Source organism: Faecalibacterium sp. An77, assembly GCF_002161315.1.
GTDB lineage: Bacteria > Bacillota > Clostridia > Oscillospirales > Ruminococcaceae > Faecalibacterium.
In genome coordinates this window covers 1-11935 of sequence record NZ_NFHK01000023.1, presented here as the reverse complement: position 1 = coordinate 11935, position 11935 = coordinate 1, and the positions used below count along the sequence as shown (strand labels likewise).

Genomic DNA, 11935 nt, shown 5'->3' with positions numbered 1-11935 from the left:
CGCGGAGGCTCCAGGCCGCCGCGGGTCTGCCTTGAATTTTGCTTTCCTGCACAAAAAGACCGGCATCCTTCGGGCAGAAGCCCAAGGGGTGCCGGTTTTTTGCAGGGTAAGGGGAAAGACGCGGACCTTATTTTCGGTCCGCAAAAGAGGAGCGGGTCAGGCGGCTCATCCGGTATTCCCGGGGGCTCTGGCCATAGTGGGCCCGGAAAAGGCGGTAGAAATAGCTGGTGTTTTCATACCCGACCTGGGCAATGATCTGCTGGATGGTCATGTCGCTGCGGCGCAGCATCCGGGCCGCCGTTTCCAGACGGTGCTTTTGCAGCAGTTCTTTGTAGGTTTTGCCGGTCTCGGCTCGGACACATTCGCTGACGTAGGCCAGCGAAACCTCATAAGTACGCGCCACATTCGAGAGGTTGGCCTCCCGATAGTTGTTGACGATTTCATCGAGGGCGGCGCGGACCAGCGCCTCTTTGTTCACCGTACCGCTCCGGCCGGGGCCTGTACGCAGGTCCTTCGCTTGTGGTTCAGTCATAGTTTCCTCCGATCGATGCAGAGCCTGGAGCTCTTTCGTTCACTCCAAATACGAAATAAGGACGAGCTTTATTGCAAAATTGCACGTATGGAAGAACTTTTACATCTTGGCAACAGGCAGGAAACAGATTGCTCATAATCTGTACAAAAATAAGGTCCTTTAGCCCTTCGAAGCGCAAAAAGCGGCCCGCCGCATGCGCGGCAGGCCGCCGGACCAGAGGGTCCGTTTTGAAAAAGATCAGAAGAGGTTCTCGTTTTTGTACAGGCCGGTGCGGGTGAACTGGACCCATTCGGCCACGTTGACGGCGTGGTCGGCGATCCGCTCCAGGTACTTAATGACCATCAGCAGATCCAGGGCGGCGTCCACCTGGCCGGGATTGGCCGCAATCTCCTCGGCCAGGGTCCGCTTGACGGCGTTGAAGTCGTAGTCCACCTCGTCGTCGTCGGCAATCACCTTCTGGGCGGCGTTCATGTCCTCGGCCTGGAAGGCAGCCAGGGCGTCCACCACCATCTTGTGGGCTTTCTGGCCCATCCGGATGGCGTCGCTGACGGCGGGGTCGCCAGCCTTGCGGGAGGTGAACAGGTGGGGCATGATCTCGGCGATGTCCGCAGCGTGATCGCCGATCCGCTCCAGGTCGGTGATGACCTTCATGGCGGCGGAGATCCGGCGCAGGTCCCCGGCCACCGGCTGCTGGCGGAGCAGCAGCACCATGCAGCGGTGCTCGATGTCGTGCTCCATCTCGTTGATCTGGCTGTCGTCCCGGATGATCTGGGCGGCGGCTTCGGCGTCGGTGGAGGCCAGAGCTTCCATGGCGTTTTCCACCGCGTCGGCGCAGGCCTGGCCCATCTCGGCCAGAGCCTGGTTCAGCTCGGTCAGCGCCTCATCATACTGCTTGCGAATGCTCATAGGTTTTCTCCTCTCTCATCAACCCATTAGCCGAACCGGCCAGAGATATAATCCTCGGTCCGCTTGTCTGCGGGGGTGCTGAAGATCTCGCTGGTGGGGCCCACCTCCACCAGTTCGCCCAGCAGGAAGAAGGCGGTGCGGTCGCTGATACGGGCGGCCTGCTGCATGTTGTGGGTGACGATGACCACGGTGTAATTCTTCTTCAGCTCGCTCATCAGCTCCTCCACCTTCATGGTGGAGCCGGGGTCCAGGGCGCTGGTGGGCTCATCCATCAGCAGGACCTCGGGCTTGACGGCCAGGGCGCGGGCAATGCACAGACGCTGCTGCTGGCCGCCCGACAGGCCCAGAGCGCTCTTTTTCAGGCGGTCCTTCACCTCGTCCCACAGAGCGGCGCCCCGCAGGCTGCTCTCCACGATCTCGTCCAGCTCTTCCTTTTTGCGCACGCCGTGGAGCTTGGGACCATAGGTGATGTTGTCGTAGATGCTCATGGGGAAGGGGTTGGCCTTCTGGAAGACCATGCCCACGCGGCGGCGCAGGGTGGTGAGGACCATGTTGGGTCCAAAGATGTCCTCACCACGCAGGGTGACGTCGCCCTCAATGCGGATGCCCGGCACCAGGTCGTTCATCCGGTTCAGCGTTTTCAGAAAGGTGGACTTGCCGCAGCCCGAGGGTCCGATCAGAGCGGTGATTTCCCGCTCGCCCACGTCCAGAGAGATGGACTTGAGGGCCTTGAAGTCACCGTACCAGAGGTTCAGGTTCTTCGCCGAAATAACAGGGGTGGTGTTTTGCGTTTCCATATCGTTTTACCTCATTCAATCAGCCCTTTTGGCGGAGATGCTTCTTGGCCAGGCGGGCGGCAATGTTGATGACCAGAACCAGAATCAGCAGGACGGCGCCGATGCCCCAGGCGGAGTCGAAGTCGCCGTTTTCAAAGGCCCGCAGATACAGCAGAACCGACAGGGTCGCGCCGTTGGAGGTGTAGGCCTCGATGATGTTGCCGGCGATGACCTGGGCTGCGCCGGCGGTGAACAGCAGGGCCGCGCTCTCGCCCACGATACGGCCGATGGCCAGGATGCAGCCGGTGACAATGCCGTCGATGCTGCAGGGCAGCACGATGGTGCGGATGATGTGCCATTTGCCGGCGCCCAGGCCCAGAGCGCCCTCGCGGTAGCCCATGGGAACGGTCTTGAGGGACTCCTGGGTGGTGCGGATGATGGTGGGCAGGGTCATGATGACCAGGGTCAGGCTGCCCGACAGCAGGCTGGTCTGGAAGCCCAGGGTCTGGGCAAAGACCAGCATACCCACCAGGCCGTAGATGATGCTGGGGATGCCGGCCAGGGTCTCGTTGGTGAACTCAATCATCGAGATCAGGCGGCGGTTGGTGGCGTACTCGGTCAGATAGACGGCGGCGCCCACGCCCAGGGGCAGGACGATAATCAGGGTCAAAAGAATGATGTACAGGGTGTTCAGGATGGCGGGCAGGATGCCGTTGGTGCCCCGCAGGATGCTGGAGGTGGTGGTCAGGAAGGTCCAGCTGACGTGGGGCAGACCCCGCACCAGAACCATACCGATGATGCCCACCACCAGCGCAATCACCAGGACGGCGGCAATCCATACCGCGCAGGTGAAGAACTGGTTCCACAGGCGGCGGGAGGGAGAAAAATCAGCGTAGCGATTACTTTTCACCGTTGCGGCCTCCTTTCAGGAAGAAGTTGAGGACCAGGTTGATGGCCATGATGAACAGGAACAGGATCAGGCCGATGCTGAACAGTGCCTGACGCTGCAGGCCGCTGGCATAGCTCATTTCCTTGGCAATGGCGGTGGTCAGGAAGGTGACGCTCTTGAACAGACCGGGCATGTTGGGGCTGTTGCCGGCCACCATCATGACGGCCATGGCCTCGCCCACGGCGCGGCCGATGCCCAGAACGATACCGGCGGCAATGCCGCTCTTGGCGGCCGGGACGCTGACCTTGAACCAGGTCTCCGCCTCGGTGGCGCCCAGAGCCAGGCTGCCCTCCTCGTACTCCCGGGGGACGGCGTTGAGGGCCGTCACCGACACCGAGACAATGCTGGGCAGGATCATGATGGACAGCACCAGGATGGCGGTCAGGAGGCAGGCGCCGGAGGCCCGGCCAAAGGCCGCGGCCACGGCGGGGACCAGCAGCTGCATGCCCAGCAGGCCGAAGATAACGCTGGGAATGCCGGACAGCAGCTCAATGGCCGAGGTGGCTGCCGTGCGCAGCTTGGGCGTGGCGGCCTTGGAGAGGAAAACGGCGGTGAGCAGGCCGATGGGGATGCCGATGAGGATGGCGCCCAGGGTGCCGTACACGCTGGACAGGATGAAGGGCAGGATGCCGAAGGAAGGCTCGGCGGCGGTCGAGGCCCATTTCTGGCCGAAGAGGAATTCCACAACGCCGATCTGGCCGATGGCCGGCAGACCCGAGATCACCATGTACACGGTAATCAGGGCCACGCAGCCGATGGCCAGAATGCCGCACAGGAAGAAGATGACGTTCATCACCAGCTCCAGCCATTCGGCTGCATTGTGGGGCTTGTTGAATTTTTTCCGGACGACGGCGCCGGAAGCGGAGTCTTGCTGTTTCATAGTAACCCCCATGGTATCAGGATGCAAAACGGCGGTCTACTCCCAAAAACCGCCTGGGACCGCATGGACCCAGGCGGAGTATCTCAGGATTTAAGACCCGGGCTTTGGTTGGGCTTAGCCCTGGGCGTCAACCAGGGGCACAGCGCCGGCCAGACGGATCAGCTCAGCAGCATCCTCGCTGGTAGCGAACTCGATGAAGGCCTTGATAGCGTCGGACTGCTCCACGGAGTCGTTGGTGATGAAGTTGAAGGGACGCTGGACCTCATAAGTACCATCCAGAACGGTGGCCTCGCTGCACTCAACGCCGCCGACGGTCAGGGTCTTGACGGTGTCGCCCACAGCGGACAGGGAAGCGTAGCCGATGGCCAGAGGGTTGGAAGCCACAGCGGAGATGACAGCGCCGGTAGCGGTCAGCTCCTGATCGTACTGGCAGGCATCCTCCACGCCCACGATGCTCTCGAAGCCGTCGCGGGTGCCGGAACCAGCCTCACGGCCGATGACAACGATCTCGCCGTCCTCGCCGCCAACCTCGGACCAGTTGGTGATTTCCTTGGTGAAGATCTGAGCCAGCTGATCCACGGTCAGGTCGGACACAGCGCTCTCGTTGTTGACCACGATGGCGATGCCGTCCAGGGCGACGGTGGTGGCGGTGACGCCGGTCTCATCGTCGTGCAGGCCGCGGGAAGCCAGGCCGATGTCCAGGGTCTGCTCCACAGCACCGGTGATGCCAGCGCCCGAACCGGTGGGATCGTAGCTGATGGTGACGTTGGGAGCGACCTCGGCGAAGCCCTCGGTCAGAGCCTCGATGACGCTGTTCATCGAAGTGGAACCGCCGGTGGCGATCTTGCCGGACAGGCTGCTCAGATCACCGGCAGCGGCGGAAGAAGCAGTGGAAGAAGCGGTGGAAGAAGCGGTGGAAGACACAGCAGACGAAGCAGCGGTGGAGCTGGAAGAGCTGCCGCAGGCGGTCAGAACGCCGGCCACAGCCGCAGCGCCGCAAACGGCCAGGAAGGAACGACGATTGATCTTTTTCATAGGAATTTTCCTCCAAAATCACAGCACCGGGAATGTGTCGGCCCGGCGATCTTTTTCTTTTTGCTTTCCTCTCGGAACGACCCCATTGTACAACCAAACCGCCTCGGCTGCGACCATGACCAGGGAAAATTCGTGTAAAGTTTTGGGCGGTGGTTTTGCCGAAACGAAAAGAAAATGTAAAATCGGGGCCAAAAGAATAGCCCTGAATTTTACATTTCCCGTGAAAGTGGAGAAAATCGGGCCTTTTGCCCCGACAAAAAGACGAAACGCCCCCGCGGCACAAAACAAAATCCCGGCGAACGTTGCCGTTCGCCGGGATAGGTTCAGGGTTTTGCGGGGGCGGAGCGGGATCAGACGATCCGGACGCCCTTCTGGATGACGGACTGGATGTTCAGAGCCTTGTCCGCCAGAATGATGTTGCCGTAGCGGCCGGGAGCCAGAGAACCATAGTCGGCCTCCAGCCCGATGCTCTTGGCGGGGTTCTCGGAGGCGGCGCGGACGGCGCTCTCCAGAGGCACGCCCATATCCAGGACGGCCCGCTTCATGCAGTCATACAGACAGGTGGCGCTGCCGGCGATGACGCCGGGGTTCTCGGTCAGGGTAGCCCGGGGACCGGTGACGGTGACCGCCTGGCCGCCCAGGCTGTACTGGCCGTCGGGCAGGCCGCAGGCCATCATGCTGTCGGCAATCAGGATCACCCGGTCATCTCCAAAGGTGTTGAAGGTGAACCGGACCATGGCGGGATGAATGTGGATGTTGTCGGTGATGAGCTCCACCTCGGCATGCTTTTCCAGGGCCGCAATGATGGGGCCGGGCTCCCGGTGGGAGATGCCAGGCATGGCGTTGTAGAGATGGGTCATGTGGCTGGCGCCGGCGTCAAAGGCCTGGATGGCGGTGGCGTAATCGGTGCAGGTGTGGGCAATGGAAATCCGCACCTCGTCCTTGCACTGGGCGATGAAGTCCAGCGCGCCCTCCACCTCGGGGGCGATGTCCACCAGCTTGATGAGGCCGCCCGACCGCTTCTGCAGGCGGCGGAACATCCCTACATCGGGGCCGTGGAGATAAGCGGGGTTCTGGGCGCCCAGCTTCTGGGGGCTGATGAAGGGACCCTCCATGTTGATGCCCACCAGGTCGGCGCCGCGGCCGTTCTTGTGGGCGGCGGCTGCGTCCATGACGCCGTTCAGAATCTCTTCGGAATAGGTCATGGTGGCGGGGCAGATGGCCAGGATGCCGCGGCTGGCCTCGAAATCGGCCAGGGCCTGGATGGCCTCCTCGCTGGCGTCACAGAAATCGTGGCCCATGGCGCCGTGGAAGTGGAGGTCCAGCAGGCCGGGCAGGGCGTACAGCCCGCCGGCGTCGATGACCTCCTCCCCGGGCTGGGGGGTCAGATCGGTGACGATGCGGCCGTCACGGACGGCCAGGTCCCCGGGAACAAAGGTGTGCTCGGGGGTATAGATGAGAGCGTTTTTCAGGATCATGGGGAAATACCTCCTGCCGCTCCCGCGGGCCGGCTTGTCCCTGTGGAACCGCCTGGGCCGGGGAGCGAATCAATCCGCCGCAAAACGGCGGTGCAGTGGGATCAGACCAGGCTCAGAGCCTCCTCGTCGCCCACCAGGATGAAGTCGGGGTGCATCTGCAGGATGGAAGCCGGAACCTCGGGGGTGACCGGGCCGAAGAAAGCCTTCTTAATGATCTCGGCCTTGTTGGCGCCGTTGGCCACCATCAGGACCTTGCGGGCCTGCATGATGGTCTTGATGCCCATGGTGTAGGCCTGGCGGGGAACCAGAGCCTCGTTGCCGTCAAAGAAGCGCTTGTTGGCTTCGATGGTGCTCTCGGTCAGGTCCACGCAGTGGGTGCCCAGCTCGAAGGCCTCGCCCGGCTCGTTGAAGCCGATGTGACCGTCGATGCCGATGCCCAGCAGCTGCAGGTCGATGCCGCCCACGTCGCGGATGATCTGGTCATACTCGCGGCAGGCTGCCTCGGCGTCGGGGTTGGAGCCGTCCGGCACATGGATGTGGTCGGGACGGACGTTCACGTGCTCGAACAGGTTCTTCTGCATGAAGTACCAGTAGCTCTGCTCATGGGTGCGGGGCAGGCCGCGGTACTCGTCCAGGTTGACGGTGGTGACCTCGGAGAAGTCCAGGTCGCCCTTGTTGTACCAGTCGATCAGCTGGGCGTAGGTGCCCACGGGGGTGCCGCCGGTGGCCAGGCCCAGCACGCAGGCCGGCTTCATGATGACCTGGGCCGAGATGATGTTGGCGGCCTTGCGGGACATGTCTTTGTAATCCTTTGCGCGAATGATCTTCATAGGGATAAACCTCCGTTTCAGGGTGTGTTCCTGCTCACGTTTTGGATAATTCCATTATAACACATCTGTATGGACAGACTGTGACAAAAAGGAGCCGCCGAAAGCAGGGCTGTTCGGCCCGCCCTCGGCGGCTATGAAAGGGGAGACGGGGCAACCAGTCCCCGCCGGTTTACATGGGAATGGGATGAGTGGGGCGGCGATGGCTCAGAGAGCCGGCCGCTCTCAGAGCATCTTCTTCAGCTCATCGTAAACGAACTGCACCTTGGGTCCGATGATGACCTGGCAGGCGTTCTTGCTGGGACGGACAACGCCGGCAGCACCTGCATTCTTAACGGCCTTTTCATCAACAGCGGTGTAGTCGTTGATCTCAAAACGCAGACGGGTTGCGCAGTACTCAACATTCTTGATGTTGCCCTTGCCGCCCACAGCTGCCAGGACGCCCGCAGCGACCTGGGTGTAGTTGTTGTTGGCCAGCACAACCTTCTTCTCTGCATCGGTGTTCTCATCCTCGTCCTCACGGCCCGGGGTCTTGAAATCAAAGGTCTTGATCAGGACGTAGAAGGCAATGAAGAACAGAACAGCAGCCAGCAGGCCCAGAGGCAGGATCATCCAGGTCTTTTCAGCAGCGGGCAGCGAAGCGGAGAAGACCAGGTCCGTTGCACCAGCCGAGAAGGAGAAGCCTGCGCGGAAGCCGCTGTAGTAGGTGATGACGGTCATGACGCCGTACAGCAGGGCGTACACGACGTACAGGGGGAATGCCACGAACATGAAGGAGAACTCGAAGGGCTCGGTAACGCCGCAGACGAAAGCACAGACTGCAGTGGAGATCAGCAGGCCGGCAGCAGCCTTCTTGTTCTTTGCGGTGGCGATCATGGCGGCAGCAGCAGCCGGGACACCGAACATCATGCAGGGGAAGAAGCCGGACATGTACATGCCCAGGCTCCAGGTGACGTCAGCGCTGGTCTTGCCTGCCCAGAAGTTGGTCAGGTCGCCCAGGCCGATGGTGTCAAACCAGAACACGTTGTTCAGAGCGTGGTGCATGCCGATGGGGATCAGCAGACGGTTCAGGAAAGCGTAGATGCCAGCGCCGAATGCGCCCAGGCCGACGATGGCGTCGCCCACGGCAACCAGACCGCCGAAGACCAGAGGCCAGACGAACAGCAGGACCACAGAGGCCAGAATCGAGACCACGGCGGCGGCCATGGCGACGAAGCGCTTGCCGCTGAAGAAGGCCAGGAAGTCGGGCAGCTGCATGGTCTTAAAGCGGTTGTAGGACCAGGCGCCGATCAGGCCGCACAGAATGCCGATGAAGGGGTTGGAGATCTTGCTGAAAGCGATGTACTGGGTGGAACCTTCCACGATGCTGGGCATGATGGTGGTGACCACGCCAACGCTCAGCAGCTGCTGGACCATCAGCCAGGAGGCCAGGCCAGCCAGAGCGGGGGTGCCGTCCGGCTCATCGGCCATGCCGACTGCAACGCCGATGACGAACAGGATTTGCATATTGTCGATCAGAGCGCCGCCGGCCTTCACCAGCAGGAAGCCGATGATCTGAGCCAGACCCTCGACCGAGCCGCCCTGCATGGTAGACGGACACAGCGCATAGCCGATACCCATCAGCAGACCGCAGATGGGCAGCACTGCGACGGGCAGCATCAGAGACTTGCCCAGTTTTTGCAGGTACTTCATCATAAGTGATATCCTCCCTTGTGCGCGAGGCGGCAACCGCCGCCTCCATGAAAAATAAAGGGCGTGCAAACACGCTTCTGGTTGCCAACGTGTTCACACTTGTGTAACAACATTGTAGCACATTTGTCAAAGAAAAGCTATAGATTTTCTGGAAAATAAAAAAATTTTTGGACGAATTGCATGAATATCGGAAAAAATACAGCCGGTTTTATTTTTGCGGGAAAAGGATTAACGAAGGTATGAAAAATATTCAACTTCGATCGAATAAAGATGCACCAAACTGAATAGGCGCGGTTTGGGGGTGACCGGACGAAGGGGGTTGTGGTATAATAGCTATACATGATTATTGTACCTGGAAGTGCACGCTCCGCGTGGAGTTGTCTCGGTCCGCCTTGGCGGACAAAGTATAATAGCCATACATGATTATTGAACCCGGAGGAGCCTGCTGGGCGCGGATGGGCTTTGGGCTGCGTTGACGGACAGGACAAGCGGACCCGGACGCACGGAGGCGGAGCGCCGCCCGCCGGCGGGTCGGGGCAAAACAGGAAAGAAGGGACCCCGGCTGTTCCGGCCGGCGGCATTCACCTTATCATATTACAGGACAAAACCAGATTATGTTTGACAGGAGGCATATACAATGGAATGGACGGACATCCGAGTGACGGTGGCCCAGAAGGACGCCGAGCTGGCCGAAGCGGCTGCAACCATGATCGCCGAGGGCGGCATCTACATTGAGGACTACAGCGACATTGAGGAGCAGGTGGCGGAGATCGCCCATGTGGACCTCATCGAGCCCGAGCTGCTGGAAAAGCCCCGGGACGTGGTGATTATCCATATTTATCTGGAACCGGGCGCCCAGCCTGCCGAGACCCTGGCGGCCATCGAGGCCCGGATGGAGGCCGCCGGCATTGCCTACACGGTGGAAACCGAAGGGGTAGAGCAGGAGGACTGGCAGAACGGCTGGCGGAAGTACTATCATCCGCTGGAGATCGGCCGGCGCCTGGCGGTGGTGCCCTCCTGGCAGGAGTACGACACCGACCGGGTCAAGCTGCTGCTGGATCCGGGCCTGGCCTTCGGCACCGGCGGCCATGAGACCACCGGCCTCTGCATGGAGGCGCTGGACGAGCTGGTCCAGGGCGGCGAGCGGATGCTGGATATCGGTACCGGCAGCGGCATTCTGGCCATTGCGGCCCTCAAGCTGGGGGCTGCCAGCGCCGAAGGCGTGGACATTGACCCGGTAGCGGTCCGCACCGCCGTGGAAAACGCCGCCCTCAACGGGGTGGAGAGCCAGTTCCGCGGACTGGTGGGCGACCTGTCCGATCAGGCCAGCGGCACCTATCAGATTGTCACCGCCAACATCGTGGCCAATGCCATCATCTCCCTGTCCCCGGCGGTGCCGGGACTGCTGGCCGACGGCGGATATTTCATTGCCAGCGGAATCATTGATACCCGCGCCGACGAGGTGGAGGCAGCTCTGAAGGCTGCCGGCCTGGCGGTGAAGGAGCGCAAAGAAAAGCGCGGCTGGGTCTGCTTTGTCTGCACCGCCGCCTGAACCTACCGATCAACAGGAGAAGAAACCAAGATGCCGCACCGTTATTTTACCACCGATGTCTGGCCCGCCGAGGGCCGGGCCTTTCTGCGGGGAGCCGATGCCCATCACCTGGCCCGGGTCATGCGGGCCAGAACAGGGGATCAGGTGATCCTCTGCGACGGCAACGCCGTGGAGTATACCGCCACCATCACCGGCTTTGGGGAGGACGAAGTGGAGTTCTCCATTCAGGAGGGGTATCCTTCGGCGGCCGAGCCCACCGTGGAAGTGACCCTGCTGGCGGGCTATCCCAAGCAGGACAAGCTGGAGCAGATCATCCGCCACGGCGTCGAGCTGGGATGCAGCCACATCATTCCCTTTTTCAGCCGTTACTGCGTGGCAGCCCCCAAAAAAGAGGACCAGAAGAACGTCCGCTACAACCGCATCGCCTATGAGGCGGCCAAGCAGTGCGGCCGGGGCATTCTGCCCGACGTAGGGATGCCCCTGCTCAATTTTGGGGCAGTCTGCCGCACCTTTGACCAGTACGACCTGGTGCTGTTCTGCTACGAATGCGGCGGCGCGCCCCTGCGCCAGCTGCTGGCCGACACGCCTGCCCCTGAGGGACGGCCTCTGCGCATTGCCATCGTTACCGGCGCCGAAGGCGGCTTTGCCGCCGAAGAAGCCGAGGCCGCCTCGGCCGCCGGCGCGAAAACGGTGGGCCTGGGTCCCCGCATTCTCCGCTGTGAGACCGCGCCCCTGGCCGTCCTGGCCTCGGTCATGACCCTCACCCAAAACCTCGAATAACCCTACTTTTCTGGAAGAAAAGTAGGCAAAAGACTTTCATCTGGTACCTCTGACTGCTGTGGTCCTTACAAGGCCCTGCCAGCGGCGAGGTTTCAGCCGCTTTATCAGGTTCCCGGGCTGCGCCCCGGTGAGTCCAAGGTTTTGCGAGGCCGAATCTGTCTTTTATTTTGGTGTGCTATTTCCCGGTAGATAGGAAAGCTCTATAAAATACAAAAATCTCCGCTTCTGCTTACCGTAGGGGCGGGGATTTTTTGTTTTAAAGTGTGGTTTTGGCGGTTTTTCTGCCGTTCGGGATGACATTGTTTTTTACCCGTTCACAGCCAAAAATTTTTGAATCAGAGGGCAGAACCGGGGAAATCTCCTCCGCCTCTCCCGTCCTCAAAATGGCTTGTATCCAAGATGGACCTTTCCAAACTATATAAAATTAAGCAAAAATGGAAAATCTTGAAATCGGGTCTTGACACCGGGGGGGGTATGGTATTATAGGCACACAAAGGAAAGGACCTTCCTTTGAACCTGTTTTGGGTC

General features: G+C 60.9%; 11 protein-coding genes. 2 read left to right on the top strand and 9 right to left on the bottom strand.

Annotated elements, in window-relative coordinates; all coding sequences use genetic code 11:
* Positions 1–127 precede the first annotated feature (127 nt).
* From B5G28_RS08810 to B5G28_RS08770, 9 genes are all read right to left on the bottom strand, one after another.
* Complete coding sequence (locus tag B5G28_RS08810; protein WP_087247958.1) at positions 128–532, bottom strand: helix-turn-helix transcriptional regulator; 405 nt, start codon at positions 530–532, stop codon at positions 128–130.
* Positions 533–769: 237 nt separating this feature from the next.
* Positions 770–1438, bottom strand: coding sequence for a phosphate signaling complex protein PhoU (gene phoU / locus B5G28_RS08805; RefSeq protein ID WP_087247956.1), 669 nt, complete (start codon positions 1436–1438; stop codon positions 770–772).
* A 26-nt stretch (positions 1439–1464) separates the two neighbouring features.
* Positions 1465–2235, bottom strand: coding sequence for a phosphate ABC transporter ATP-binding protein PstB (pstB, locus tag B5G28_RS08800; RefSeq protein ID WP_087247954.1), 771 nt, complete (start codon positions 2233–2235; stop codon positions 1465–1467).
* Between the two features lie 19 nt (positions 2236–2254).
* On the bottom strand, positions 2255–3082 hold the full coding sequence (gene pstA, locus B5G28_RS08795) for a phosphate ABC transporter permease PstA (RefSeq protein ID WP_087248008.1): 828 nt from the start codon (positions 3080–3082) through the stop codon (positions 2255–2257).
* 31 nt (positions 3083–3113) lie between these two features.
* The gene (gene pstC, locus B5G28_RS08790) at positions 3114–3956 is read right to left on the bottom strand and encodes a phosphate ABC transporter permease subunit PstC (RefSeq protein ID WP_087248010.1); all 843 of its coding nucleotides are present in this window, start codon (positions 3954–3956) and stop codon (positions 3114–3116) included.
* Between the two features lie 201 nt (positions 3957–4157).
* Positions 4158–5078 (bottom strand): phosphate ABC transporter substrate-binding protein, encoded by a 921-nt coding sequence (locus B5G28_RS08785; RefSeq protein ID WP_087247952.1) that lies wholly within the window; start codon positions 5076–5078, stop codon positions 4158–4160.
* A gap of 350 nt (positions 5079–5428) precedes the next feature.
* Positions 5429–6556, bottom strand: a complete 1128-nt coding sequence (nagA, locus tag B5G28_RS08780; RefSeq protein WP_087247950.1) for an N-acetylglucosamine-6-phosphate deacetylase — start codon at positions 6554–6556, stop codon at positions 5429–5431.
* Positions 6557–6657: 101 nt separating this feature from the next.
* Positions 6658–7386: a glucosamine-6-phosphate deaminase gene (gene nagB, locus B5G28_RS08775; protein ID WP_087247948.1), complete on the bottom strand. Its 729-nt coding sequence runs from the start codon at positions 7384–7386 to the stop codon at positions 6658–6660.
* Positions 7387–7608: 222 nt separating this feature from the next.
* Positions 7609–9078 (bottom strand): PTS transporter subunit EIIC, encoded by a 1470-nt coding sequence (locus tag B5G28_RS08770; RefSeq protein WP_087247946.1) that lies wholly within the window; start codon positions 9076–9078, stop codon positions 7609–7611.
* 634 nt (positions 9079–9712) lie between these two features.
* Here B5G28_RS08770 and prmA point away from each other — a divergent pair.
* Together prmA and B5G28_RS08760 are read left to right on the top strand one after the other, a co-directional pair.
* The gene (prmA, locus tag B5G28_RS08765) at positions 9713–10627 is read left to right on the top strand and encodes a 50S ribosomal protein L11 methyltransferase (protein WP_087247944.1); all 915 of its coding nucleotides are present in this window, start codon (positions 9713–9715) and stop codon (positions 10625–10627) included.
* 30 nt (positions 10628–10657) lie between these two features.
* Positions 10658–11407 carry a 16S rRNA (uracil(1498)-N(3))-methyltransferase gene (locus B5G28_RS08760; protein WP_087247942.1) on the top strand — a complete coding sequence of 250 codons (750 nt, stop codon included), beginning with the start codon at positions 10658–10660 and terminating at the stop codon, positions 11405–11407.
* Positions 11408–11935: the final 528 nt, after the last annotated feature.